The 24668-nt window shown below is 69.7% G+C and carries 32 protein-coding genes; 15 read left to right on the top strand and 17 right to left on the bottom strand.

Going from position 1 to position 24668, the window contains the following annotated elements:
• Positions 1–24 precede the first annotated feature (24 nt).
• Together AB0P18_RS09830 and AB0P18_RS09825 are read right to left on the bottom strand one after the other, a co-directional pair.
• Positions 25–630, bottom strand: a complete 606-nt coding sequence (locus AB0P18_RS09830; protein WP_363359862.1) for a PadR family transcriptional regulator — start codon at positions 628–630, stop codon at positions 25–27.
• A gap of 96 nt (positions 631–726) precedes the next feature.
• Positions 727–1326, bottom strand: coding sequence for a MerR family transcriptional regulator (locus AB0P18_RS09825; RefSeq protein WP_344053263.1), 600 nt, complete (start codon positions 1324–1326; stop codon positions 727–729).
• Between the two features lie 74 nt (positions 1327–1400).
• Here AB0P18_RS09825 and AB0P18_RS09820 point away from each other — a divergent pair, with 74 nt between their 5' ends.
• Positions 1401–1895, top strand: a complete 495-nt coding sequence (locus AB0P18_RS09820; RefSeq protein WP_363359861.1) for a DUF4188 domain-containing protein — start codon at positions 1401–1403, stop codon at positions 1893–1895.
• 7 nt (positions 1896–1902) lie between these two features.
• Here AB0P18_RS09820 and AB0P18_RS09815 read toward each other — a convergent pair whose 3' ends face one another.
• From AB0P18_RS09815 to AB0P18_RS09805, 3 genes are read right to left on the bottom strand one after another with little or no spacing between them, the layout of a single operon-like run.
• Positions 1903–2508 carry a GyrI-like domain-containing protein gene (locus AB0P18_RS09815; protein ID WP_363359860.1) on the bottom strand — a complete coding sequence of 202 codons (606 nt, stop codon included), beginning with the start codon at positions 2506–2508 and terminating at the stop codon, positions 1903–1905.
• 5 nt (positions 2509–2513) lie between these two features.
• Positions 2514–2897: a DUF3054 domain-containing protein gene (locus AB0P18_RS09810; RefSeq protein ID WP_363359859.1), complete on the bottom strand. Its 384-nt coding sequence runs from the start codon at positions 2895–2897 to the stop codon at positions 2514–2516.
• Positions 2894–3634 carry a sulfurtransferase gene (locus AB0P18_RS09805; protein ID WP_363359858.1) on the bottom strand — a complete coding sequence of 247 codons (741 nt, stop codon included), beginning with the start codon at positions 3632–3634 and terminating at the stop codon, positions 2894–2896. The genes AB0P18_RS09810 and AB0P18_RS09805 overlap by 4 nt, the downstream gene beginning before the upstream one ends.
• Before the next feature lie 63 nt (positions 3635–3697).
• Here AB0P18_RS09805 and AB0P18_RS09800 point away from each other — a divergent pair, with 63 nt between their 5' ends.
• The 4 genes from AB0P18_RS09800 (at position 3698) to AB0P18_RS09785 (ending at position 6748) form a co-directional block, all read left to right on the top strand.
• The gene (locus tag AB0P18_RS09800) at positions 3698–3919 is read left to right on the top strand and encodes a DUF1653 domain-containing protein (RefSeq protein WP_344053253.1); all 222 of its coding nucleotides are present in this window, start codon (positions 3698–3700) and stop codon (positions 3917–3919) included.
• An 80-nt stretch (positions 3920–3999) separates the two neighbouring features.
• On the top strand, positions 4000–5790 hold the full coding sequence (locus tag AB0P18_RS09795; protein WP_363359857.1) for a TIGR03767 family metallophosphoesterase: 1791 nt from the start codon (positions 4000–4002) through the stop codon (positions 5788–5790).
• Entirely contained in the window at positions 5787–6143 is a 357-nt protein-coding gene (locus tag AB0P18_RS09790; RefSeq protein WP_363359856.1) for a hypothetical protein, read from the top strand. Before AB0P18_RS09795 ends, AB0P18_RS09790 begins: the two co-directional genes overlap by 4 nt.
• Positions 6140–6748 carry a hypothetical protein gene (locus tag AB0P18_RS09785; RefSeq protein WP_363359855.1) on the top strand — a complete coding sequence of 203 codons (609 nt, stop codon included), beginning with the start codon at positions 6140–6142 and terminating at the stop codon, positions 6746–6748. The genes AB0P18_RS09790 and AB0P18_RS09785 overlap by 4 nt, the downstream gene beginning before the upstream one ends.
• Here AB0P18_RS09785 and AB0P18_RS09780 read toward each other — a convergent pair.
• From AB0P18_RS09780 to mmuM, 3 genes are all read right to left on the bottom strand, one after another.
• Positions 6701–7054, bottom strand: coding sequence for a TraR/DksA C4-type zinc finger protein (locus AB0P18_RS09780; protein WP_363359854.1), 354 nt, complete (start codon positions 7052–7054; stop codon positions 6701–6703). The genes AB0P18_RS09785 and AB0P18_RS09780 overlap by 48 nt on opposite strands.
• Positions 7051–7692, bottom strand: coding sequence for an NAD(P)H-binding protein (locus tag AB0P18_RS09775; RefSeq protein WP_344053243.1), 642 nt, complete (start codon positions 7690–7692; stop codon positions 7051–7053). The genes AB0P18_RS09780 and AB0P18_RS09775 overlap by 4 nt, the downstream gene beginning before the upstream one ends.
• A gap of 66 nt (positions 7693–7758) precedes the next feature.
• Positions 7759–8664, bottom strand: coding sequence for a homocysteine S-methyltransferase (gene mmuM / locus AB0P18_RS09770; RefSeq protein WP_363359853.1), 906 nt, complete (start codon positions 8662–8664; stop codon positions 7759–7761).
• Positions 8665–8777: 113 nt separating this feature from the next.
• Here mmuM and AB0P18_RS09765 point away from each other — a divergent pair, with 113 nt between their 5' ends.
• From AB0P18_RS09765 to AB0P18_RS09755, 3 genes are read left to right on the top strand one after another with little or no spacing between them, the layout of a single operon-like run.
• A complete protein-coding gene (locus tag AB0P18_RS09765) occupies positions 8778–10220 on the top strand; it encodes a ferric reductase-like transmembrane domain-containing protein (protein ID WP_363359852.1) in 1443 nt (480 codons plus the stop codon).
• Positions 10221–10240: 20 nt separating this feature from the next.
• Positions 10241–10807, top strand: coding sequence for an FMN-binding protein (locus AB0P18_RS09760; RefSeq protein WP_363359851.1), 567 nt, complete (start codon positions 10241–10243; stop codon positions 10805–10807).
• On the top strand, positions 10807–11622 hold the full coding sequence (locus AB0P18_RS09755; RefSeq protein ID WP_363359850.1) for an FAD:protein FMN transferase: 816 nt from the start codon (positions 10807–10809) through the stop codon (positions 11620–11622). The genes AB0P18_RS09760 and AB0P18_RS09755 overlap by 1 nt, the downstream gene beginning before the upstream one ends.
• A gap of 5 nt (positions 11623–11627) precedes the next feature.
• Here the strand turns inward: AB0P18_RS09755 and AB0P18_RS09750 are convergent, their stop codons facing one another.
• Complete coding sequence (locus tag AB0P18_RS09750; protein WP_363359849.1) at positions 11628–12602, bottom strand: HAMP domain-containing sensor histidine kinase; 975 nt, start codon at positions 12600–12602, stop codon at positions 11628–11630.
• A complete protein-coding gene (locus tag AB0P18_RS09745; RefSeq protein ID WP_363359848.1) occupies positions 12599–13279 on the bottom strand; it encodes a response regulator transcription factor in 681 nt (226 codons plus the stop codon). The genes AB0P18_RS09750 and AB0P18_RS09745 overlap by 4 nt, the downstream gene beginning before the upstream one ends.
• Before the next feature lie 121 nt (positions 13280–13400).
• Here AB0P18_RS09745 and AB0P18_RS09740 point away from each other — a divergent pair, with 121 nt between their 5' ends.
• Positions 13401–14084 carry an LON peptidase substrate-binding domain-containing protein gene (locus tag AB0P18_RS09740; RefSeq protein ID WP_363359847.1) on the top strand — a complete coding sequence of 228 codons (684 nt, stop codon included), beginning with the start codon at positions 13401–13403 and terminating at the stop codon, positions 14082–14084.
• Positions 14085–14184: 100 nt separating this feature from the next.
• The gene (locus AB0P18_RS09735) at positions 14185–14883 is read left to right on the top strand and encodes a Type 1 glutamine amidotransferase-like domain-containing protein (protein ID WP_363359846.1); all 699 of its coding nucleotides are present in this window, start codon (positions 14185–14187) and stop codon (positions 14881–14883) included.
• 329 nt (positions 14884–15212) lie between these two features.
• Here AB0P18_RS09735 and AB0P18_RS09730 read toward each other — a convergent pair whose 3' ends face one another.
• Positions 15213–16043, bottom strand: a complete 831-nt coding sequence (locus AB0P18_RS09730) for a carbon-nitrogen hydrolase family protein (protein ID WP_363359845.1) — start codon at positions 16041–16043, stop codon at positions 15213–15215.
• Between the two features lie 549 nt (positions 16044–16592).
• On the opposite strand from AB0P18_RS09730, the gene AB0P18_RS09725 reads away from it, so the two are divergent.
• Positions 16593–16904: a DUF6412 domain-containing protein gene (locus tag AB0P18_RS09725; RefSeq protein WP_363359844.1), complete on the top strand. Its 312-nt coding sequence runs from the start codon at positions 16593–16595 to the stop codon at positions 16902–16904.
• A 101-nt stretch (positions 16905–17005) separates the two neighbouring features.
• Positions 17006–17764 (top strand): membrane protein insertase YidC, encoded by a 759-nt coding sequence (gene yidC / locus AB0P18_RS09720; protein WP_363359843.1) that lies wholly within the window; start codon positions 17006–17008, stop codon positions 17762–17764.
• A gap of 38 nt (positions 17765–17802) precedes the next feature.
• Here yidC and AB0P18_RS09715 read toward each other — a convergent pair whose 3' ends face one another.
• The 5 genes from AB0P18_RS09715 to AB0P18_RS09695 all read right to left on the bottom strand — a co-directional run bounded on the left by AB0P18_RS09715 (position 17803) and on the right by AB0P18_RS09695 (position 20883).
• Entirely contained in the window at positions 17803–18033 is a 231-nt protein-coding gene (locus AB0P18_RS09715) for a hypothetical protein (RefSeq protein WP_363359841.1), read from the bottom strand.
• Between the two features lie 162 nt (positions 18034–18195).
• Positions 18196–18684, bottom strand: coding sequence for a hypothetical protein (locus AB0P18_RS09710; protein ID WP_363359840.1), 489 nt, complete (start codon positions 18682–18684; stop codon positions 18196–18198).
• Between the two features lie 159 nt (positions 18685–18843).
• Positions 18844–19341: a DUF427 domain-containing protein gene (locus AB0P18_RS09705; protein ID WP_363359839.1), complete on the bottom strand. Its 498-nt coding sequence runs from the start codon at positions 19339–19341 to the stop codon at positions 18844–18846.
• 37 nt (positions 19342–19378) lie between these two features.
• A complete protein-coding gene (locus AB0P18_RS09700; RefSeq protein ID WP_363359838.1) occupies positions 19379–19792 on the bottom strand; it encodes a YchJ family metal-binding protein in 414 nt (137 codons plus the stop codon).
• Positions 19789–20883, bottom strand: a complete 1095-nt coding sequence (locus AB0P18_RS09695; RefSeq protein ID WP_363359837.1) for an NAD(P)-binding domain-containing protein — start codon at positions 20881–20883, stop codon at positions 19789–19791. Before AB0P18_RS09695 ends, AB0P18_RS09700 begins: the two co-directional genes overlap by 4 nt.
• A 124-nt stretch (positions 20884–21007) precedes the next feature.
• Between AB0P18_RS09695 and AB0P18_RS09690 the strand changes: the two genes are divergently transcribed.
• Together AB0P18_RS09690 and AB0P18_RS09685 are read left to right on the top strand one after the other, a co-directional pair.
• Positions 21008–22609, top strand: a complete 1602-nt coding sequence (locus AB0P18_RS09690) for a sodium-dependent transporter (protein ID WP_363359836.1) — start codon at positions 21008–21010, stop codon at positions 22607–22609.
• Positions 22606–22773 carry a methionine/alanine import family NSS transporter small subunit gene (locus AB0P18_RS09685; RefSeq protein WP_344053200.1) on the top strand — a complete coding sequence of 56 codons (168 nt, stop codon included), beginning with the start codon at positions 22606–22608 and terminating at the stop codon, positions 22771–22773. The genes AB0P18_RS09690 and AB0P18_RS09685 overlap by 4 nt, the downstream gene beginning before the upstream one ends.
• Here AB0P18_RS09685 and AB0P18_RS09680 read toward each other — a convergent pair whose 3' ends face one another.
• The gene (locus AB0P18_RS09680; RefSeq protein ID WP_344053198.1) at positions 22774–23550 is read right to left on the bottom strand and encodes an isocitrate lyase/phosphoenolpyruvate mutase family protein; all 777 of its coding nucleotides are present in this window, start codon (positions 23548–23550) and stop codon (positions 22774–22776) included.
• Positions 23551–23626: 76 nt separating this feature from the next.
• Between AB0P18_RS09680 and AB0P18_RS09675 the strand changes: the two genes are divergently transcribed.
• Positions 23627–24667: an FUSC family protein gene (locus AB0P18_RS09675; protein ID WP_363359835.1), complete on the top strand. Its 1041-nt coding sequence runs from the start codon at positions 23627–23629 to the stop codon at positions 24665–24667.
• Position 24668 lies beyond the last annotated feature (1 nt).

Raw genomic sequence — 24668 nt, 5'->3', positions numbered from 1 at the left:
GGCCGACGTGCGGCGGGCACGGATTCAGTCTTGGGCGAGGATGGAGAAAAGCTTACGGCGCGCGTCATCGAGGACGGCGACGGCTTCCTTCACCTGCTCCGCGCTGCCGGAGCGCCCGACCTGAGCGACCGCCTGGGCCAGGTCGATGCCTGCCTTCGGGAGCGCCGTGGTCCGGCCGCTGTCGCTGAAGCCCATCCGGGAGCTCGAGCCCACCCACGGCGCCGACTTCTCCGCTGCAGCATCCGCGACTTCGCGTCCCTCTTCGGTGAGCGAGTAGGTCTTGCGACCGCCGGATTCCTCGGCCTTGATGAGACCCTCGTCGGCGAGCAGCTGGAGCGTCGGGTACACCGAGCCCGGGCTCGGCTTCCAGCTGCCGCCGCTGCGCTCCTCGATCTGCTGGATGATCTGGTAGCCATGCATCGGCTTCTCCGCGAGCAGCGCCAGGACGGCGCTGCGCACGTCCCCGCGGCCCATCCGCGTGGATCCGCCGCCGACCTTCTGCTCGAACTGGCCACGGAGCTGCTCCATCGCCTCCCAGAGCCCCGCCATCGGCCAGCCCTGTCCGGAGCCGCGCGATCCTGCGCCTGCGCCGCTGCCGCCGAACCAATCGCCCATGTTCGAACCGCTCATGATGACCTCCTTCAGGCTGGCTCCGGCTGAGCTCAGCGATACTCAACGATATATCGCTCAGTATCGGCGAGGGGCGGTTCGGGGCAATCTGCCAGGTCAGCCGAAACGCTCCGCGGACGCCACCTGCTGGGCGACGCGGCGAAGGGCGAGCAGAAGCGGCTCGACGATCACCGATCCGAGGACGACGTATCGGACGGCCGCCTCCAGCGACTCCGTCGGAACCCCGGCGATCTCGGCGTCGGCGATCGCACGGATCGAACGGAGATAGACCGGCATGACGTCGGCAGGCACCTCGAACCCGGCCTGCTCGATCCCCTCGAGCGCGCGCGCGACTGCGCCGAGCACCTGCTGATCGCACATCCCCGGCCTCCACCCGAGACCTTCCGCCAGAGCCTCGGCGGCCGACAGATCGATCTCGCGATCCAGCGCCGGGGTGATCGCCGCGTGCGCGACTCCGAGGAGGTGGTGCGCCTCCGGGGGATCATCGAGAGCCGAGAGGACGGTGCGCGTCGTCGCGATACTGACCCCGGAGTCGACGAGCGCACGGACGAGGCGCAGGCGCTCGAGGTGAGCGGTCTCGTAGTCCGCCTGGGTCGCCGAGAGTCGCACGCCCTCGGGAACGAGCCCTTCGCGCAGGTAGTACTTGATCGTCGGCACTGCCACTCCGCTCCGGGCGGACAGCTCTGAAATCCTCATCGAGCCCCCTTGACTTCGATAGTAGCGCTATCCAATATAGATAGTAGAACTATCCAATCGGAGGAGGAGCCCCCGTGAGCAAGATCATGATCGGTCGTCATACCCATCAGCACGACGGCGAACTCGTCGTCTTCCACATCGGAATGCAGATCAACCGCTGGTGGCGACCCGACCTGTGGATGCCCGCGTTCACCGCGATGCCGCGCATGCTGCGCGAGCTGAGCATGGATCCGGACTCCGGTTTCCTGGGATACGAGCTGCTGATGGGCGCCGGCGGACCGTACGTCGTGCAGTACTGGTCCTCGATCGAGAAGCTCTACGCGTACGCGTCCGCACCGACGGCGGAGCATCGTCCCGCGTGGTCGCGATTCAACAAAGCGGTGCGCAAGGCGCCTGGGGCGGTCGGCATCTGGCACGAGACTTTCCTGGTCGATCGCGCCGAGAGCATCTACGTGTCGACGAAGCCGATGGGTCTGCCCAAGGCGACGCGCTCGGTGCCGATCGAGCGCAACTACGACCGCGCGCGGGCGCGCTTCGCCGACGGCCGGACGGCGGCGCCAGCCGCCTGACCGGCGCTCAGTTCGCGGCATCCGACACCGGTTGGCGCAGGATCGTGCGCAGCTTCGACGGGTCCGCGCGCCGCGGATCGCTCAGGTAGATCTCGTGGTGCCGCCCCGTCATCCGCAGCCCGCGAGACGGGATCACCTCCGCGTGCAGCTTCTGCAGCACCGGCCCCTCGCTGTCGAACGACCCGACGTGAAGGGTCTGCACGCACCGGCCCTCCGACAGGGTTTCGAGCCGCACGCGCTCCGCAGCCGCCGACGCCGCCTTCGCGCGCGCCCCCGCGAACTGCTCCGCGGTGATCCAGTCGGGCGTCAGGATCATCGCGGTCCATTCCCATGCCGATTTGTCGCGCGCGGCGGTGAAGCTCTGCATGTCCTCCGCCCACCACAGCGCCTCGAGCGGCATCACGACGTAATCGCGATCGAGCTCCTTCTTGCTGAGGAACTTGAGCGGATAAGCGATCGAGTACAGCGCTGTGAGAGCCTCGCCGAACACCGGCCCGTTGGGATCGCCGCGCCCGTCGATCATGAGGAACCGCAACGGCGGCACGTCGACGGTGTCGAAGACGCCGGTGCGCGCGCGGTAGCCGACGATGTCCTTCTTCAGATCGACCTTCATGGATCTCACCTCCTGCGCGCGCGGACCCTTCGCACCACGACCGCCACGACGCGCCACCCCACGAGCGTGACGAGCAGCGTCAGGGTTGCGACGATGATGAACGCCACCGCGATGCCCTGACCGGATGCCGCACGCAGCAGCATGCCACCCACCACGGTCACGACCCACACTCCGAGTCCGGTCCGCACCGGCGCTGCGGGTCGCCGCCAGCCGAGCGTCACGAGCCAGCCGGCGACGAGCCCCGCCAGGAAGGGCCATGCGGTCCCCCAGAGCCCGGCGAGCACAGCGGAGTCGTGGCTCGCCCGCCCGAGTGCGGCGAACACGACGACCAGCACGGCGTCCAGACCGAACGCGAGGGCGACCGATCGGCGGGAGGGACGCGCGGTCACGCGCGCTGCTCCCGCGGCGTGAGTTCGGGCGTGAGCGCCTCCCGCTCGTCGAACACGAAGCACTCCCCCGTCCAGTGCGCGCCGCCGGCCGCCGCGAAGTAGCCGAGGATGCCTCCCTCCAGCTGAAGCGCCTCCACACCTTCGGACCGCAGGTACAGCGCGGCCTTCTCGCACCGGATTCCGCCCGTGCAGTAGCTGACGACGGTCTTCCCCTGCAGGTCGTCGCGGTGGCGGGCCGCGGCAGCCGGGAACTGCGTGAACCGCTCGATGCGCCAGTCGACGGCACCGTCGAACGCGCCGTAGTCGACCTCGAACGCGTTGCGCGTGTCGATCAGGACGACCTCTCGTCCTCGATCATCCACACCGGCATCCAGCCATCGACGCAGCGTGAGCGGATCGACCGCCGGCGCGCGGCCTCCCGCGGGCTGGATCGTCGGGTGGTCCATACGGATGATCTCGCGCTTGACCTTCACGAGCAATCGTCCGAACGGCTGCTCGCGCGACCAGCTCTCTTTCGCGGCGAGCGCCGCGAACCGCTCATCGCGGCGCAGGTCGTCCAGGAACCCGCGAACGGCATCCGCGGCGCCGGCGAGGAACAGGTTGATGCCCTCTTCCGCCAGCAGAATCGTGCCCTTGAGCCCGCTCGCCTGGGCACGCTCGCGCAGCACGGGCTGCAGCGACGCCGGGTGGGCGATCCGCGTGAAGAGGTACGCCGAGACGTTCAGGACCGAAGACACCGCACCAGCGTACGTCGCGTCCTGCCGCGTCCCCGGCCGCCGGACGCCGCGTACACTCCGAGCGTGACCGTACACGCACCCCTCGAACCCGGCCGGTACCGCCACTTCAAGGGCGGCGAATACGAGGTGATCGGCACGGCGCGGCACAGCGAGACCGAGGAAGAGCTGGTCGTCTACCGGGCGCTCTACGGCGAGGGCGGCCTCTGGGTACGCCCCCGCGCGCTGTGGGACGAGCCGGTGCACCGAGACGGATACGACGGGCCGCGGTTCCGACGCGAGGACTGAGCGGGATCCGGCACCCGAGCCGATAAAGTACGACTCGAAACGCCCATGCGAACTCGCCGCGCACCCGAATGGACGACACGATGGCAGGTCTCTCGCGACGCCAGTTCCTGGCGCGTACCGCTCTGCTGGCTGCCGCGACCGGGGTCTCCTTCGACCGGCTCGGGCCGCTTCTGCACGCCGGGTCCGTCCGCGCGGCATCCGCCGTCGACGTGCCGACGACGCTCGCTCAGACGATCCTGCAGGGCGGCGTGCAGAGGGGCCGCTACCGCACGCTCGTGACGGGTCCCGGCGAGCCGTACATTCCGCGGCTCGACGTCCTGCGCGCGACCGCGAACCCCGACCGCGCCGCCGCGAGACGCTCGCTGCTGTACCTGGGCCATCTCTCGGATCTGCACGTGATCGACGCGCAGTCCCCGGGTCGCATCGAGCCGATGATCGTCCAGGACCACTCCGCGTGGGGGTCGGCCTTCCACCCGCAGGATCCGATGAGCGTCCACACGACCGCGGCGATGGTCCGCGCGTTCTCGGACGCGCGGTACAGCCCGCTGACCGGTGCGCCGATGAGCGCCGCGATCGTGACGGGCGACAGCGCCGACATGCACTCGCACCTCGAGCTGCGGTGGTACATCGATCTGATGGACGGGCTCACCGTGAATCCGGCGAGCGCCGGCGCGACCTACCAGGGCGTGCAGGCGTGGGCGGAAGCCGTGTGGGCCTACCGGCCGAAGGATCCCGCCGGCGGTGCGTTCGGAGAGTACGGGTTCCCGACGCTGCCGTCCCTGTTGGCCGAGGCCATCGCGATCCCGGTGCCTTCGGTCGGCCTTCCCGCACCCTGGTACGCGGTGTACGGCAATCACGACACCCTGCTGCTGGGCACGTTCGACCTGAGCCCGCAGCTGCACGCCCTGGCGATCGGCGGCCGGAAGTCGTACACGCTCGAAGCGACGGCCGGCAGCGTTCTGGCAGGGTACGCCGCGACCGGGAGCGCCCTGCAGCAGGCCGGCGACGCGCTCGGTCTCGCGCTCGGGCGCAGCGGCTTCCGATCCGTGCCGGCCAATCCCGCGCGGCGCCTGTTCGAGCAGCGCGAGTTCATGGCCGAGCACTTCCGCACCGAGCCCACCCCGGGCCCGGTTGGACACGGCTTCACGCAGCGCAACCTCGACACCGGCGAGACGTGGTGGAAGACCGACCTCAGCCCGCATGTCCGAGCGTTCGGCGTCGACACGTGCAACCAGGTCGCCGGCCCCGACGGTGCCGTGCCGGACACGCAGTTCCGCTGGCTCGAGAAGGAGCTCGAGCAGGCGCAGGCAGAACAGAAGCTCGCGCTGATCTTCAGTCACCACAACAGCCTGACCCTCGAGAACCGGGCGCAGCGCCCCGGAGAGACCGAGGTGCTGCACGGCGCCGAGGAGTTCATCGACCTGCTGCTGCGCTTCCCCGTCGTGGTGGGGTGGCTCAACGGCCACACCCACCTGAACCAGATCCTCGCCCACACCTCCTCCTCGGGCGGCTTCTGGGAGATCACGACCGCGTCGTGCATCGACTTCCCCCAGCAGCAGCAGGTGGTCGAGATCGTCGACAACCGCGACGGGACCCTGTCGCTGTTCACGACCGTGCTCGATCACGCCTCCCCCGCGGTGCCCGGCACCGGCGGCTCCTCAGCGGATCTGGCCGCTCGCAGCCGCGAGTTCGCGGCGAACGACTGGGCCGAGAGCCCCGACATGCGTCGCGGGTCGCCGCTGGATCGCAACACCGAGCTCCTGCTGAAGGCGCCGTTCGACCTGTCGAGGATCACGGATGCCGCCCTGGAGGCCCAGCACATGACCGAACGCGCGCGCATCGTCGCCTACGAGGACAGGATCGGCGCATGAGCGGTCGCACGCGAATCCCGTTCGCCCTGCTCGCGGCGGGCGTCCTCCTGCTGACCGGATGCTCGCAGGTCGCGGCGATCGCTCCGGTCGGCGGGGATCACCTCGCGGAGGTCCGCTTCGCGGCGATCGACGTGCTGGTGGCATCCGGTACCGAGCTGCTCACGGCTCCGGACTGCACGACCGAGTCCGACGGCGCGATCTCGTGCACCGGCGAGACGCTCGCTGGCGAGAGCATCACCGTGCTCTCCCCCGCCGACGACCCGGCCTCGGTCACGGTCACAGTCGATGACGTTGTGCTCTACCAGGGCAGCATCCAGGAAGCCCTCGAGAAGGCGCTGAGGCCCGCCGGATGAGCGCCTGGCGCATCGTCGCGCGGGGCTGGCGCGTCTTCGTCCCCGTCGTCCTGATCAATGCCGTCGTGCAGGCGGCGACCGTCGCGCCCGCGCTCACCCCCGAGCCGGGCGCGGGATTCCTCGCGCTCGCCGCCGCCTCGTTCCTCGCGTTCAGTGCCGCGTCGGCGGCCGTCGCCGTCGCGGCTCGTGCCGCCGTCGTCGGCGGGCGGATGCCGTGGCCGCGCTGGTGGGTGTGGTTCGGGTCCGTCCTCGCGGTGCTCGCGATGACGGCATCCGCTCTGCTGAGTCCGATCGCCGTGCCGTTCGCCGCGGTGCTCGCCCTCGTTGTCATGCCCGGGATCACCGCCGGAGACGGGCTCGCGGGCGTCCGGGTGTTCGCACGACGGCCGTGGCGGGCGATCCTGCTCTCGATCGGCTCGCTGCTCTCGATCGTCGTCCTCTGGGTCGGCGCGCTGCTGCTCGGCTTCTTCATCACCGGAGCGATCGCGGCGTTCGCGACCTGGCTCGTGAGCGGTGCGATCGCTGTGGTACTCGTCGGCGCCTGGACGAGTCTGGTGTCAGAGACGGCTCGCGCAGGGCACGCACAGCACGGCAGCCGGCCGTAGCCGCAGACGCTCGATCGGGATCGGCTGACCGCACGAAACGCAGATCCCATACGACCCCGCGCGCCGCCGCTCGAGGGCGCCGTCGAGATCCGCGAGCTCCTTCTCGGCATCCGCCCGCTGGCCCTCCGCCCGTGACCACTCCGTCGACAGGGTGGACCCCTCCGGATCGTGCTCGTCGTCGTCGTTGGCGCCGGCGCGCGCGGCGCGGATGACGTCGAGCCGCTCCTGCAGCGCGGCGAGCCGCTGCCGGACGTCGTGCAGCGCCTCCGCGATCAGAGCGTCGAGGTCATCGTCGGGGGCGCTCACCCGATCGCATCCGAGATCGGGACGTCGCCCGAGTTGAAGCGGATCGTCCGCCCGATCGTGGCGGGGGTGGCGAGCACGTCCGCGATCACCGCCGCGACGTCCGCGCGCGGGACCGAGGCCGACTCGGCGGCACCGACGTCGATCCGGCCGGTCGGCTCGTCGAGGGTCAGCGCGCTCGGGGCGAGGATGGTGGCGGACAGCGCGCTCTTGCGGAGGTGCGCGTCGGCGGCCGCCTTGGCCTCGGCGTAGGCGAAGAAGGCGTCGTCGGGGTCGACGCCGTGGTCGGGACCCGCGCCGAAGTAGGACACCATGACGTAGCGGTCGACCCCCGCCCGCTCCGCCGCATCCATCGAGCGGATCGCCGCGTCGCGGTCGACCGCGTACGTGCGCTGCGGGCTGCCGCCCCCGGCGCCGGCGGACCACACGATCGCATCCTGCCCGGCGAACAGATCGGCCAGGTCCGCGATGGAGAGGGTCTCGACGTCGGCGACGACGCCCGTCGCGCCCGCGGACTCGACGTCGATGACGTGATCGGGGTTCCGCACCACGCTGGTCACCTCGTGCCCTCGCTCGGCGAGCAGGGGGGCCAGCAACAGGGCGATCTTTCCGTGCCCGCCGATGATGAGAATGCGCGACATGAGTGCCTCCGATCGGTGAGCTTCCACGCTACGGCGCCACGGCCGCCTGCGGAGCGGAGTACGCGCTCAGCGCACGAGCCGGCGGGCGACGGCCGAGATCTGATCGGGGCCGACGCGGCAGCATCCGCCGACCAGTCGCGCCCCGCCGGCGGCCCAGTCGCCGGCATGCGCGGCGATCTCGGATGCCGACCCCGACCAGGCGCGCTCCTGCGCGTGCCAGAGCTCGCCGCTGTTCGGGTAGACGACCCCGGGAAGTCCGCCGCCGGACGCCCGCAGCGCGGCGAGCGCCCCGGTGATCTCGGCCGTGTCGCAGCAGTTCACTCCAGCCGCGACGATCTCAGGGACGCCGGCGGCGAGCGCGAATGCGTCCGCGAGGTCATCGCCCGCGCGCAGTCTGCCGTCTGCGACCGTGACGCTGACCCAGGCGGGGATGCCGATGCCGTCGAGTTCGGCCGTGATCGCCTCGACTTCGACGAGAGAGGGCACGGTCTCGATCGCGAGGACGTCCGGCGCCGCAGCGGCGAGCGCGGCGAGCCGCGGCCGATGCCATTCGCGCAGCTCGTCGACGGTCCGCCCGTACGCGCCGGTGTACTCGCTGCCGTCGGCGAGCGCTGCGCCGTACGGTCCGACGGATGCCGCGACCCACGCCTCGTCGGCGCCGAGTCCCGCGTCCTCGCGCGCCTGTCGCGCGATTTCCACGCTGCGATGCAGAGCCCGCTCGACGTCGGCGCGGTCGAATCCGGCGGCCGCGAGACCGGTGTGGCTCACCTGGTACGACGACGTGATCGCCACCCGCGCGCCCGCGTCGAAGTACTCGCGGTGAGCGCGCCGGATGGCATCGGGGTCTTCCAGGAGGAGCCGGGCCGACCACAGCGACGAACTCATGTCGTGGCCGTGCGACTCCAACAGGGTTCCGAGACCGCCGTCGAGCACGATGGGGCCGACGGCGAGGGCGGCGACGAAGGAGGACATCGCGTCAGTCTAGAAGCGGCGTCGTTCCTGCTTACGCCCAGCGTTGCCTATGAGCTCGCTGTGACGGGCCGATTCTTAGTGGCTCCTCAGAATCCGCTCTCCACGATGAACCCATGACCACTCTCGCTCCGCGGACGCGCACGATCCCGGCATCCTCCGTGTCCGCTCCCCCGGCGCCGGCTGTGCCGCTCGTCCACCGCCCTGCGCGGCGAGCCCTCTGGCACGCCGCGGCGACCGCGGTCATCTGGCTCACGAGCCTGTTCGTCGTCGCGCTGTGGGTCGCCGGCGGCGGGGTGACGGCCACCCTGGGGTTCGACGCCGACACCCTGACGACGCTCGGGCGACTGACGGGCCTCGTCGGCGCGAACCTCCTGCTCTCTCAGGTCCTGCTCATGGCGCGGATCCCGCTGTTCGAGCGGGGCTTCGGGCGTGACGCGATCACCCGCATGCACCGCTTCGTCGGATTCTGGTCGTTCTGGCTCATGGGAGCGCACATCGTGCTCCTCGTCCTGGGGTACGCCGCGACCGCGGCCGTGAACCCGTTCGTGCAGCTCTGGGAGTTCATCTGGGAGTACCCCGGAATGCTGCTCGCCACGGCGGGAACGCTCCTGATCCTGCTCGTCGTCGTCACCTCGATCCGCCGCGCGCGGAAGAAGCTGCGCTACGAGTCCTGGCACCTGCTGCACCTGTACGCGTACGTCGGCGTCTTCCTCGCGCTGCCGCACCAGCTCTGGACAGGAGCCGACTTCCTGTCCTCGCCCGCGGCGACGGTCTACTGGTGGACGCTCTGGGCGCTGGCGGCGGCATCCGTCCTGGTCTTCCGGGTCGGCATCCCGCTGGTCCGCTCCGCACGGCACGGCGTACGGGTGCACGCGGTCGAGCCCGACGGCGAGAACGGCGTGACCGTGCACATGGCCGGACGTGACCTGCACCGCCTCGGCGCACGGGGTGGCCAGTTCTTCGTGTGGCGGTTCCTCGACGGCGCCGGCTGGACGCGCGGCAACCCGTTCTCCCTCTCCGGCGCGCCCGACGGCCGGTCGCTGCGGATCTCGGCGCGCATCGCCGGCGACGGCACGCAGCGCCTGACCCGACTGCGCCCCGGCACCCGGGTGCTCATCGAGGGGCCCTACGGTCACATGACCGGCGACGCGCGGAAGGGGTCGAAGCTGCTCATGATCGGCGCCGGCGCCGGAGTGGCGCCGCTCGTGTCGCTACTGGAGGAGCAGGCGTACCGCCCCGGCGACGCGATCCTGCTGACCCGTGACCACACGGAGCGCGACGCGCTCCGTCAGGGTGCGATCGCACGCCTGGTCGTCGAGCGGGGTGTGCGTCACGCCGCGCTGTCCGGTCCCCGCAACCCCGGCGCATCGTCGTGGCTGGATGCCGGTCACGCGGCGTGGCGGGGACCGGACCTCATCCGCTACCTCGCCCCCGACATCGCGGCCTACGACGTGTACGTGTGCGGCCCCGTCCCGTGGATGGACGCCGTGATCCGCGACCTGAAGCAGGCGGGCGTCCGGGGCGACCGCATCCACTCCGAAGCCTTCACCATCTGAACCCGCTCGAGGAGCACATCATGAAGAGAATCGTCTACGCCGTCCTGGCCACCCTCAGCGGTCTGGTTCTGCTGTTCAGCTACCGAACCTCCCTCGACGCGGTGCAGCCTCTCGCCGTGGCGGACACGGGTGCCACCACCGGCACGAGCGCGGCCCCGAGCACCGGGACGCAGAGCTCGGATGACGAGTCGACCGAGTCCGGCGACGACGAGTCGAGCGAGGGTGGCTCGTCCTCCTCGAGCGGCTCCTCCTCGAGTTCGTCCGGCTCGTCCTCGTCCTCCGGATCGACGACCGCCGCGAGCGGCTTGACCGACGGCACGTACACCGGTGGCGCGGCGAACACGCGCTACGGCGCCGTCCAGGTGCAGATCACCGTGTCCGGAGGCGTCATCACCGACGTGCAGGTGCCGCAGTACCCGAACAGCAACCGCGAAGACCAGCAGATCAACGCCCGCGCTCTGCCGACCCTGATCGCCGAGACGACGCAGGCGCAGAGCGCGCAGATCGACATGGTGTCGGGCGCGACCTACACCAGCCAGGGCTACATGGCCTCGCTGCAGAGCGCGATCGACCAGGCGAGCGCCTGATGATCGCGACCGGCGCCGCGGCCCTCACCCGTTCGGTGCGCGTGGAAGAGATCATGGGGATGCCGATCAGCACCCATGTGCTCACCGGGGGCGTCCCCGACGCGGAGACCGAGCAGTCGATCGCGGCGTGCTTCGCGGAGCTGCGTGACATCGACCGCGTGTTCTCGACGTACCGCGCCGACTCCGACATCAGTCGCATCGCCCGCGGCGAGCTGACTCTGCGGGATGCCGATCCCCGCGTCGCCGAGGTGGAGGCGGCGTGCCGAGCGGCGGCGATCGAGACCGGCGGCCTGTTCTCCGCCACGTGGAACGGCACGTTCGATCCGACCGGATTCGTGAAGGGCTGGGCCGTGGAGAGCGCCGCGCGGCGCCACCTCGCGCCGCTGCTCGGCACCGTCGATGCGGTCGGCATCAACGCCGGAGGCGACATGCAGCTGTTCACCGCCGGCGGCTCGGCGTGGGTGTGGAACGTGGGGATCGCCGATCCCCGCCACCCGGGACAGGTGATCGCGACGCTCCCGGTGCGCACCGGCGCCGTCGCGACCTCCGGGTCGGCGGAGCGCGGCGCGCACATCATCGATCCGCGGACGGGCTCTCCGGCTCGCGGCGTCCTCAGCGCGACGGTGGTCGATGCGAGTCTCGCCCGGGCCGACCTCTGGGCGACGACCGCGGTGATCGCAGGCTTCGAGGACCGCACGTGGATCCCGCGCGCGGGCACGCGGACCGGCATCCTGATCGCCGACGACGGTCGCGTCACCCGCTGGCTCGACGGAACCTCCGTCGACGTCGTCCCGCCGGGGGTGCTTCTCGGCTGACTCGGTCAGGACGCGAGGGGCAGCCGCAGCAGCAACGTCGTCCCGGCAGCCGAGGTGCTCTCCACCTCGACGCCGCCGCCCGCCCGCATCGCGACGTCGCGGACGAGGGAGAGCCCGAGTCCGAAGCTGCGCCGGCGGCCGCTCTCGGCCGACCGTGAGAACCGTTCGAACACGTCCGCCGGGGCGATCCCGCGGATGCCGGAGCCGCGGTCGACGATCCGGATCGCCGCGGCGCCGCCCTCGCGGGCGACGCGGACAGCCACCTCCGCCCCGCTCGGCGAGTGCTGGATCGCGTTGTCCAGCAGCGCCACAATGACCCGCGTCAGCGTGACGGAGGGCAGGGTGACCGTGAGCGGACCCGTCGTCTCCGTCCGCACCGACACCCCCGCCTCGAACGCGAGGGGCTGCACGGACTGCACTGCGCCCGCGACGGCGTCGTCGACGGATGCCGGGGCTTCGGCGCTCGCGCCGCCTTCGGCCGCGAGCAGCAGGTCGCTCAGCACGTCGTTCATCATCGCGGCATCCGTCCGCAGCTCCCGGAGCGTCGTGTCGATCGGCTCGCCGCGCTCGTGTCGGCGCTGCAGGAGCTGGATCCGGCTCGTGAGGGCCGTCAGCGGGGTGCGCAGTTCGTGCGACGCATCCGCGACGAAGTTGCGCTGCAACCGGAGCGCTTCGCCGAGGGGCCGCACCGATCGCCGCGCCGCGAACCAGGCGACGGCGGCGAGCAGCACGACGCCGATCACCCCGAGGACGATCACTGCGGGAAGGATCCGGTCCGCATCGATCACGAAGTCGTCGTCGCCGCCCGGCCGAGGGAATCCCCCGTCGTGCTCGCCGACCTCTGGTCGCCGATTGAGCACGATGACGGCCAGGAGCAGTCCGACCCCTCCGGCGATGATCAGCGCGGAGGCGACGGCGACGGTGAGACCGATGGACACCGCGGCGCGTCGCACCCGCGCGCGGTCGTCCTGCACGGTCACGAGGGGTTCCCCGCCCGATAGCCGCGAGCGCGGACGGTCTCGATCATGTCGCGGGTCGACTTCCGTCGGACGTAGTGCACGTACGTGTCCACCGAGCTCGTCGTCTCGCCCTCGCGGAAGACCGAGCGCAGGATCTCCTCCCGCGAGAACACATGCTCGGGGCTCGCGCTGAGGAGTTCGAGGAGCGCGGTCTCGGTCGCGGTCAGGGCGATGCGGTACCCGCTCGGGTCGTACAGCGCCTGCGACGCGGGCGTGAACGTCCACTCCCCCAGACGCCGGCGCCCGGCATCCGCATCGAAGCCGCGCCGCAGCGAGCGCAGCCGCGCGAGCAGCTCTTCGTAGTCGAAGGGCTTCACGAGATAGTCGTTTGCTCCCCCGTCCAGGCCGCTCACGCGGTCGTCCACCGACCCGAGTGCGGTCAGCATCAGGATGGGTGTCGTGATGCGCGCGGTCCGCACGGCGCGGATGAACTCGACTCCGTCCATGCCGGGCAGACGCCGGTCGACGACCATGACGTCGTAGCGTCCGTTCAGCGCGAGCTGCAGTCCCGCCTCGCCCGTGGTCGCGTGATCGACGCGGTACGCCTCGGAGAGCACCTCGACGGTCATCGCAGCGATGCGCGGATCGTCCTCGACGTACAGCAGCGCGCCGCGAGCGGCATCCGCGTCCTCCGCCATCGTGCACCTCCCCGTCGGACTGGCTCCGAGACTACGACCCGAGCTGATGCACCGCCTGTGACGACCCATCGGTTTCGACGGATTCCGACCTGTCGGACCGGATCGCTGATTGACTGGACAGATGGCGCAGGTCGCGATGTTCCCTCTCGGAACGGTCCTCTTCCCGCACACGCCCCTGGCTCTGCGGATCTTCGAGGAGCGCTACCTCGTGATGCTCGGCCGACTCCTCGAAGACGACGACCCGCAGTTCGGCGTCGTGCTCATCGAACGAGGGAGCGAAGCCGGCGGCGGCGACCAGCGCTTCGGCATCGGCACGATGGCGCGGATCACGAACGTGATGGCCGCCGAGAAGGACATCCATCTGATCGCCGTCGGCGGCGCCCGCGTCGAGGTGAGCGACTGGAGCGAGGACGAGCCCTATCCGACCGCGTCCGTCAGGGAGCTGCCTCCGCTCGTCTGGGACGACGCGCTCACGCCGCTGCGCAACGAAGCGGAGCGCATCGTGCGGCGGGTGCTGTCCCGCGCCGCGGAGTACAACGAGGTGCAGTGGGACGCGAACATCGAGATCTCCGATGACCCGCTGGAATCCAGTTGGCAGCTCGCGGCGATCGCCCCGCTCGGTCAACTCGATCAGCTGCGACTGCTGCGCTCGACCACGCTGGGCGGTCTGCTGCGAGAGCTCATCGACCTCACCCTCGCCGCCGAACCCGTGCTCACCGCGACAGCCGACGACGCGGCGTTCGACCAGGCGCTGCTGACGCTCCTCGAAGAAGAGGACGGTGGCGACGCCGAGAGTAAGGACTGACCGAGGTTGCTTTTCGCCGTGCTCCCCCGCACGGGCACCTGAACCTCGAGCTTCGATCGCTATCCGTGGGGTCGTCGTAGCCGTGCTCTAGCCTGGGCCGATGCGCATGCTCCTTACCTCGAACGGCATCGCCAACGATCTCATCCGCGAAGCGCTTGTCGACCTGCTCGGCAAGCCCATCGCCGATTCCCGCGTCGTGGTGGTGATCGACGCGATCCTCGGGTTCCCCGGCGACAGCTCCACACTGGTCGACCATCTCGACGGCCTGCGTTCGCTCGGGTGGGCGGAGTTCGATGTGGCGTCGCTGTTCGCCGGACCGCCTGCCCTCGTCGAGTCGCGCCTGCGCTCGGCTGACGTGATCCTCGGATACGGAGGAAGCAACCTGTGGGCGGCGCATGCGTGGCACGCGACGGGACTGGCGTCGGTGCTCGCGGAGCTGCTCGAGGAGAAGGTGTACGTCGGGTGGAGCGCGGGCTCGATGATCTTCGCCCGCCGGCTGGACCGGTGGCCCGCGGACTTCGACGACCAGGACGAGCTCGACATGTTCGGGCTCGAGACTCCCTCGCCTGCCGTCGCCCTCTTCGACTGGTTCTTCGCGGGCCACCTCGGCGCGGACTGGATGCCCGCCGGGGCCGAGCAGCGGTTCGCCGTCGGCGCGGCCCGCTCCGGTCAAGAGGTGTGGTTCGTCGACGACGATTCCGCCCTTCTTGTCCGGGACCCGGCAGACGAACCGCTCATCATCACCGCCGGTCATTGGCGCCGGTTCGGCACCGACGGCTCCCTCGTCGCGTCGCGCTGAGCGCGGCGTGGTTGCTGCAGCCTCGATGAGCGGCCGTGCCTCGGGCAGCAATCGCGCTCTCCCGGCATTCCACGCATCGGCGCAACATTACGTGCGCGAGGACGCCCGGCCGCGTCCCATGGGGAGGTCCACACATCGACGCGCTCGAGGTTCGGAGCTCAGCGAACATGGGATGGCCCGCCTAGGCCAACTCCATCACGTGCTCGCCCAAGATCGAACAGCACATCAGGGTCGTCGGGCCGCGACGGAGAGCCCGTTCGTGCGTCGACTCACCCCTCTTCCTCCCGCGCCACTCGCACGGGCAAGACCGCGTGGCCGCATCTCTGCACTCAGCGGGGCGGGGAGGCCGCCTGTCTCCTGATGGCTGCCAGATCTCCCCAGCGATCGTAGGCACCAAGACTTGCGCGACGGTCCGCCCACATCCGTTGCTCGGTGCGAGTTCGGATGATGAGTGCAGGGTCGATATCGGCGACAGCCAGGCCCTCGCGACCGGGAACGTGTGCGATGCGTCGACCGACCGGATCGAAGATGGCGGAGCCGCCGACGAATCTGTCGGCACCACCGACGAGTCCGCTGAAAACGACGTACATGCCGTTGTCGAGGGCTCGCGCGGCGTGGTGGAGGTCGCGACGGTGTTCTCCTCCAGGGAAGTAGGCGCCGCTGTTGAGGTAGACCGTTGCGTTGTTCGCGGCCGCGGAGGCGGCGTGCTCGGGGAAATTGGCGTCGTAGCAGACGGACAGGCCCAGCTCGATGCCGCGCAGCTCCAGTGAGAATCCACGGTCGCCCGGAGTGAAGATCGTCCGTTCACTCTCGTACAGATGCTGTTTGTCGTACGCCAGCACCACGGAGCGGTCGGGAAACACCACCACGTCGGTGAGAGTCCTGATCTCACCTCTGTCGAGGGCGGTGTTGAGGACGACGGTCGTGCCGGTCTCGTCAGCAGCCTCCTGAACCGGGTCGAGCCAGCTCAACTCCCGTGCCGAGGGCAGAGCCCCGGCAAAGATCTCCTGGTCGTAGCCCGTGAGGAAAGCCTCAGGAAATACGATGACATCGACCATCTCTGACGCTGCCTGCCGGACGTAGCCGGCGGCCTTCGCGACGTTGTGCTCGACTGCGCCGCTCTTCGCTTCCGCCTGGACAGCAGCTACCCGGAGACTCACCCCGTCATCGTGCCACAGGGGGCTGGCGAGCAGGCTGCTCGCCGGAGGTCTTTCGCACGAGACTTGGTCGCGAGTTCGGCGCCACCCGCGCCGTCGCTGAAGGCGGCAGGGAGGGCATCCCTCTCTTCGGCAAGAAACGTCACGGTCACGGGCGGACCGGCGACCATCCGCACTCGCATCGAGGCCGCACTGCCCCGAGTACTCAGCGGCGCGACCGCGCCGAACAAGGTCTTCGACCGCGAGCTGTCTCTCGCCGGCATCGCCGAGGCGTACCGGCTCATGGACTCCCGCGAGGCTCTGAGTCGCTCGTCAGGCCGTAGCGAGCGAGACCGCCGGGACAGCCGTGCGTCCCTTCGGATCGCGGCTGACCAGGTGTCCGTTACGGTTGCAGGGGTCTGGCGCACTCGGGTCGAGCTTCTCGGAGCCGTCGAATTGAAAGCCGTTGCGAGGGCAGAACGCGACCGCGCGGGGTCCCTGATCGAACACCGGTGGGCGATGGTCGATGAACCTCTCGCTCCGTTTCCCGGTCACCGATCAGCGAGTGCTACCGTGGGCGCATCCGGCGGGGAGGTGACGGGCGCAGTGATTGACGTTCTGACTTCCTTCGTGCAGGTCCTGCTGTTCTCGTCGCCAGCCATCGGCGCTGCTGAGAGCGCTTCGGCCTCGATGTGGGTCGTCATGCTGGCCTCGGCTGTGGTCATCGTCCTGCTCTACGCCGTGGATTCGCCGCGGTCGGTGCGGGCCTCGCTTGTGCGACCGCGCGGAGCCATCGACGTTTCGGTGGCGGTCGCGCAGAGTGATCCGGATGCTGCGGGCCATTCGCGTTCGCGCGCGCCGGGTAACGCGGCTCTGGCCGCGTAGCGCGTCGACGCACCTCCACCCTGCTTCAGGGTGATGCCTGTGTTCGTCGATGTCTGACGTGGCCGTTCTGCGACCACCTCTGACATCGATGGACGGACATCATGGACCTTTTCTCATTCCCACCTATCGCGGCGATCCTGGATGCGGCGTACGCACTGCTGATGGGGTTGGCGTCACTGCTGCAACCGATCACCGGCGGCGCGTCCGCTGCAGTCGCCGTCGTGATCCTCACCCTCCTGGTGCGGACGATCTTGATCCCTACCGGCATCGCGCAGGCCAAGGCTGATCAGACGCGTGCGCGTCTCGCGCCACAGCTGCACGCGCTCCAGCGCAGGCACAAGAACGACCGTGAGCGTCTGCAACGCGAAACGATGAAGCTCTACGCCGATGAGAAGGCGTCGCCGTTTGCCGGCTGCGCGCCAATACTCATTCAAGCCCCCGTTGTCGGAATCATCTACGCACTGTTCCTGCACACCGCCATTGCGGGGCACACCAACGACCTCCTCATCGAGGAGGTCTTCAGTGTTCCACTCGGAACCAGCCTCATCGGCGCGATCGCAAATGGGTCCCTGACTCTGCCGGCCGCAGCCGTCTTCGGCGTCGTGATTGTCCTGATCGTGGCCGTCGCCGAGGTCACGCGTCGGCTGCTGCGACCGGATCCCACCGCCCTGGCTTCCACTCCGGGCGGGGCGCCGGCTCTGCGGTGGGTGGGCCTCCTGCAGTTCGGAACCGCCGTCGCAGCCGTTTTCGTCCCGCTCGCCGCTGGACTGTACCTGCTCGTCACGGTCGCGTGGACACTCGCGCAAAGGCTGATCCTGCGGCGAAAGTTCCCCACCGAACCCTCCACCCGTCGGCAATGAAGGTCGAGGCGTCGAGGGTGGCACGCAAGCCGGCGGCCCTACGGGACGATCTCGACGTCGTTGCTGACTCCGAGTTCAAACAGCTCCCCACTCCAGAAGATCTGTGCGGTGAGGAGCCCGATGACAGAAGCGGCGACGAGAGCAAAAAGCGCGAACGCGATGCCACGCTTCCCGTAGCCCCACCGCGCCAGCAGTAAGAGCAGTACAAGTCCGATCAGATGGACCAAGACGAGGGGAACGCCACCGATGAGCTCGGCGAAACCGACCATCGTTGTTCCGGCTGAACGTGCCTTGGGCTCTTCGGTCTGGGCCTCGAATTGGGCCAGCCCGTACCAGGTCCAGGGGGGCTGAACAGTCAGCGGTCGAGGTGCAACGAGGAACCCTCGAACGCCTCGAGCCCCAGGTCGGGCGCGTGTTCATTGAGCCGTCGTTCACCGAATCAGGCGCCGCGCATCCATGTGCTGTTCATGCCACCACGTCCTGCCGCCGTCGTTGGAACACCAACCGTCCCAGGCGAAGGATTCCGGTGCGATGTCGCTGAAGGTCCACCTCACATGACGGCCGTCAGCCTGTACTCCGTCGAGCTCGATCCTGTCCTCGGAAGCCCTCGCGCTGAGAACGACATGTTCGTCCGCGCGCGGGCAGAACCAGACCACACGCCATCCGATCCGCGAGTCCCACGTGCGGACGGTCGTACCCAGTGCGGACCCACTCGCATCGACAATCACGTCCTGGATTCCTCGACCACCGATGATCCAGTCGAAGCTCCACAGCAAATCGCTCTTTGACCAGGTCCCCGCAGACTCGCTGTAGAGCCTATTGCGGATCTCCCACTCACCGACGAATCGCCCGAACAGGGCGAGCTCGGAAGCGATCTCGGGTGCCGGCCCGTCTGCGGCCAGACTCCGCTGCATGCTCACGGACACAACCTACTCACCGACGCGACAGCGGCGAGCGTCTTGGACGACACGGATGCCGGTCGCCGTGCCTGCGCTCAGAGGCAGAAGCACGCACGCGACGCCGGCGAATCAGCCCGGCCGAACCCGGAGATTCAGCATCCGGTCGGGTCCCGGCCGCACTTACCAGCCCATCGTGCCCGGCTCGCCCTTGAAGGGGCCGACGATCTCCGACGTGATCCACCCCCCGTAGAACCCGCCGGGCTGAGGCACCACGACTTCGCCGTCGACCGTGCATCGATCCATCCGGCCGGCATACAGGGCCACGCGATCCCGCAGCAGCTCGTACCCGGGCGACGGGGTCGGATAATTCCACGCCGCCCCCTCGGCGGTCAGCCCGCCGCCGACGACGTCGAAATAGCGTGCGGCACCCTTGAACTCGCAGAACGACGAACCGCGCGCCGGCACGAGCGCACCGTCGGCGAACGCAGCGATCGGCACGTAGTAGACCGGCGGATGGCTGGTCTCGAGAACACGGACGACATCGCCCGTGTCGAGGATGCGCTGTCCGCCGAGATCGATCGTCACACGCTTGTCGACGCGCTCGATGCGAGGTGGACGGGGGTAGTCCCAGACGGATTCCTGGCCGGGGCTGACGGGAAGACGGATCGGGCGAGCCATGTATCAACGGTACGCACGAACGCCGGGGCGAGGGCCGTCAGCGCACGTCGCCGTCCACGTACACCCAGCGGCCCCGCAGCCTGACGAATCGGCTGCGCTCGTGCAGGGCTCCCCGGTCACCGTCCTGGATCCACTCCGCGCGGAACTCCACGACACCGGTGTCGCCGTCCGCAGGCGGGGCGTCGATGATCTGCAGGCCCGTCCACCGCACGTCAGGATCGATCGCGATCTCCTCCGGACGCGTACGCGGGTGCCACGATCGCGCGGGGTGTGCCGTGTCCCCGACGACGAAGGCCGTATAGCGCGAGCGCATCAACTGCTCGGGTGTCGGCGACGATTCGCCGCGAAGCATCGGGGCGCAGCATCCGTCGAAGGATGCACCGCTGCCGCAGGGACACGGATCCATCCCGTTCGGGCGGGCGGATGCCGACGCGGCGCGACCGAAGCTCACGCCGCCACTCTCGCACGATCCGCCACGATCGCCCGCACGGCGGCGCGCCCCGCCCGATTCGCCCCGACGGTGGACTGCGACGGGCCGTAGCCGATGAGGAAGAGGCGCGGCTCGTCCAGCGCGCGCCCGTCGGCCACCCGGATTCCGCCGTCCTTGGTGCGCAGCTTCAGCGGCGCGAGGTGGTCGACGGCGGGTCGGAATCCGGTCGCCCAGAGGATGACGTCCGCTTCGACGAGCGTTCCGTCAGGCATGCGGACGCCGTCCGGCTCGATCGCGGTGAACATCGGATGCCGAACCAGCACGCCCCGCGCCTGCGCGGCGCGCGCCCACGGCGTCCAGTGCATTCCCGTGACGGAGATGACGCTCCCCGGCGGAAGCCCGCGCCGCACCCGATCTTCCACGCCGGCGATCGCGGCGACGCGTGCCGGGATGTCGAAGGCCTCGTCCGACCAGTCCGGCTCGCGCCTCGTGACCCAGAACGTCTCGGCCACGTGCGAGATCTCGTCGAGGAGCTGCACCGCCGAGATCCCCGCTCCCACGATCACGACGCGCTGACCGGCGAACTCGTCCGCCGAGACGTAGTCGGCGACGTGCAGCTGTCGCCCGCGGAAGCTGCTCTGACCCGGGTAGTACGGCCAGAACGGCCGCGTCCACGTTCCGGTCGCATTGATCACGAATCGTGCCGCCCACTCCCCCTGATCCGTCCGCACGAGCAGGCGGCCTTCCGGATCGTCGTCCTCGCGCGCGACACCGGTCACCTTCACCGGCCGCCGCACCTGCAGATCGAACTCGTCCTCGTAGGCACGGAAGTAAGCAGGCAGCACGTCGCGGCTCGACGCCGCCGGATCGGCGGGCGGCACAGGGAAGCCGGGCAGCTCGTGGATGCCGTTCACGGTCGCCATCCGCAGACTCGCCCAGCGGTGCTGCCACGCGCCGCCCGGCTCAGTGTCGGCATCCAGCACGACGAAGCTCTCCGCTCCGGCACCCTCGCCCGGCCACGGCGTGAAGCCGCGCCGACGCAGGTGATAGGCCGCCGACAGCCCGGCCTGGCCCGCGCCGATCACGACGACCTCGACCGGGACAGCACGCATGACCCTCGTCAACACGCCCGACGCACCCCGGATTCCCGCTACCCGACACCCGCCGGGGCGGACTGGTAGCGTGCGGCGTACCGACGAGCTTCGCCCCCCAGCGACCGCACACGAGGAGAGCCCCATGACCGACGTGAAGAGCGAACCGCCCGCTGCTGGAGCGCAGCCCCGCGAGGAATGGACCGGCCAAGTCGGTTTCATCCTCGCCGCGATCGGCTCCGCGGTCGGCCTCGGCAACATCTGGCGCTTCCCCGGTGTCGCCTACGAGAACGGCGGTGGGGCGTTCCTCATCCCCTACCTCGTGGCGCTCATCACCGCCGGCATCCCGATCCTCTTCCTCGACTACGCGATCGGCCACCGCTTCCGCGGCTCCGCACCGACGGCGTTCCGTCGCCTGGGCGGCCGCGCCCGCCGATGGACGGAATCCCTCGGGTGGTTCCAGGTCGCGATCGCCTTCGTGATCGGCCTGTATTACACGGCGGTGATCGCCTGGGCGCTCAGCTACTTCGTGTTCTCGTTCGACCTGCGGTGGGGCGACGACCCGGCGGGATTCCTCACCGGCGAATACCTGCAGGTCGCCGATCCCGGGTTCAGCTTCGACTTCGTGCCGGGAGTGCTCCTCCCCCTCGCGCTCGTGTGGGTCGCCGCGATCGTCGTGCTCGCGCTCGGCGTCGCCAAGGGGCTGCAGCGAGTCAACGTCGTCTTCCTGCCGTTGCTCGTCGTCGCCTTCATGATCCTCGTCGTCCGCGCCCTGTTCCTCGACGGCGCCGCGGAGGGGCTGAACGCCCTCTTCACTCCGAACTGGGCAGCTCTCGGCGACCCGAACGTCTGGATCGCCGCGTACAGCCAGATCTTCTTCTCGCTCTCGATCGCGTTCGGCATCATGATCACCTACGCCTCGTACCGCAAGCGTCGATCGAATCTCACCGGGCCGGGCCTCGTCGTGGCCTTCGCGAACTCGTCGTTCGAGATCCTCGCCGGCATCGGCGTCTTCGCGACCCTCGGCTTCTTCGCCTACCAGCAGAACGTCGCCGTCTCCGAGCTCGAAGGCCTCACCGGCGTCGGGCTTTCCTTCATCACCTTCCCCGCGATCGTGTCCGAGATGCCCGGCGGCCCGATCTTCGGCATCCTCTTCTTCGGCTCTCTCGTGATGGCAGGGTTCACGTCCCTCATCTCGGTGCTGCAGGTGGTCTCGGCCGCTGTGCAGGAGAAGTTCGCGCTGACGCCTCGCGGGGCTGCGGTGGGCGTCGGCGTCGTCTCGGCGATCCTGTCGATCCTGCTCTTCTCCACGACGACCGGCCTCCTCGCCCTCGACGTGGCCGACCAGTGGGCGAACAACATCGGCATCGTCGCCTCCGCTGTGCTCGCGACGATCCTGGTCGTCTGGGTGCTGCGGAAGGGACCCGAGCTGCGGTACCACCTCAACGCGGTGTCGACGTTCCAGGTCGGCAGGATCTGGGTGCTGCTCGTGGGCGTCCTCGCGCCGGTGATCCTCGCCTACATGCTCATCCAGCGCATCGTGACCCTGGTCGTCGACGGCTACGCGGACATGCCCGCGTGGTACCTCGGTGTCGTCGGCTGGGGCACGATCGCGTTCATCGTCGTCGCGGCGATCGTGCTGCCGATGTTCCGCTGGCGCCGCTCCCCCGATGACTTCGCCGCCTGGCCCCCGTACCCGCCCTCCGGCGAGAAACCCGCCACCGCGCGGAAGGGAGCAGCATCATGACCCCGATCGCGATCACGTTCCTGATCCTGGCCATCGTGGTCGTCTGGGGCGGTCTCGTGGCCAGCACGCTCTACCTCCGACGCCGGCCCGAACGCGAGGGCTACCCGCCGGGTGACACGGATGACCACCGCGAAGACGACGCACCGGTCATCCGCGACACCTGATCAGTTCAGCGCGCGGGTCGACGGCGGAACAATGCCGTCGGAGTACAGGTCGATCGCGAGGTCCTGCAGCGCGGTGAGGGCGACGCGCTGCGTCATGGGCCCGTAGGAGATGCGCGCGACGCCCAGCGCCTCGTACTCCGCGGCGCGGAGCGCGCCGGGCAGCCCGATGACGCTGATCTTGCGCTCGCCGATCCCCTCGACGAGCTGCCGAGTGACGTCGGCGTTCAGGATGCCGGGCACGAAGACCAGGTCGGCGCCCGCATCCAGGTAGGCACGGCCACGGGTGATCGCGTCGGCGATGGATTCCTCCACCGGACGGTCGCCGGCACGGACGAACGCGTCGGTGCGCGCGTTCAGGACGAACGGCACGCCCTCGGCTTCACCGGCGGCGATCACCGCGGCGACGGCATCCACGGATTCCGCGAGCGGGCGCAGGCGGTCCTCCATGTTCGCGCCCACGGCGCCCGCAGCGATCGCGCGCCGGGCAGTCTCACCCGGATTGCCGAAGCCCGCGTCGAGATCGACCGATACCGGCAGGTCGGTCGACGCGGTGATGCGCGCGACCATGTCGAGCAGGACATCGAGCGGGATGTTCTCGCCGTCCTCGTAGCCGAACGTCGCGGCGATCGAGTGCCCCGCCGTCGCGAGAGCCTGCGTGTCGGGCAGCGCCGCCACGGCGCGTGCGGACACGACGTCCCACACGTTGACGACGCGAAGGATCTCGGGAGCCGCGTGCAGTGCGGCGAGGGTCTGTGCTTTCTCCTGCTGAGTGGTCATCGCTCCACGCTAGCGGCGGCGCCCCGCTCCGGTCGCGCGGACGCCGCGGGGTTGACGGCCGCTCTACGCTCGGTGCATGAGACTGACGGCCGGCTTCCGATCAACTCAGCGCAGTCCGCTCCTCCAGGTGGCGAAGTCCGCCGTAGCGACGGTGGCCGCCTGGCTCGTGGCGGGTTCCCTCATTCCCGGTCCTCCCCCGGTCTTCGCCGCGATCGCCGCTCTGCTCGTCGTGCAGCCCAGCGTGAACCAGTCGCTCACGAAAGCCGTCGAGCGCAGCATCGGCGTCATCGCCGGAGTCGTGGTCGCTGCACTGCTCGGCATCGTGCTGGGCGGCGACACCTGGGTCATCCTCCTCGCCACGGTGATCGCGATCCTCGTGGCGTGGATCCTGAAGATGACGCCGGGAACCGCGAACCAGGTGGCGATCAGCGCCCTCCTCGTGCTCGCGCTCGGCACGGCGACGCCGACGTACGCCCTCGACCGGGTGCTCGAAACGCTCATCGGCGCGGTGATCGGCATCCTGGTCAATCTCGCGCTGGTGCCTCCGGTGGCCGTCACGCCCGCGCGCGATGCGGTCACCACGCTCGGCGATGAAGTGGCGAACTCGCTCGAGCGCCTCGCGGATGCCTTGGAGTCGCGCCCCACCGAAGCCGACCTGCACGGACTCCTCGTCGAAGCGCGTCTCATGAAGCCCATGCGCACCGCCGCGGACCGGGCGATCGATGTGGCGACGGATTCGCTCTCACTCAACCCGCGCGGAAGGCGGCATCGTCAGGAGCTCGCGGCGACGCAGGACCTGCTTGAGCGCATCGGACCCATCGTCACGCAGACGATCGGGATGACGCGGGCTTTCTGCGACCACTACGACCCCACGCTCGCTGATGAGCCGACCGTCCAGGCGATCGCCGAGCAGCTGCGGAGGGCGGCTCACGACGTGCGCCTCGACGTGCGACGGACGGATGCCGCATCCGGCGCGGCGCCGGCGTACGAAGAGCCGGCCGCTCTCACCTCGCCGCTCAGCGTCGCCGCGCCTTCGCGCGCGCACTGGGTGCTGATCGGCTCGATGCTCGAGGACCTGCGCCGCGTGCACGAGTCGCTGCGCGAACCCGTGGGGTGAT

Origin of the sequence: Microbacterium sp. NPDC064584, assembly GCF_040687315.1 — a bacterium.
Classification (GTDB): Bacteria; Actinomycetota; Actinomycetes; order Actinomycetales; family Microbacteriaceae; genus Microbacterium; species Microbacterium lacus.
The sequence above is the reverse complement of the archived record's forward strand: the minus strand, read 5'-3'. Positions and strand labels throughout refer to the sequence as shown.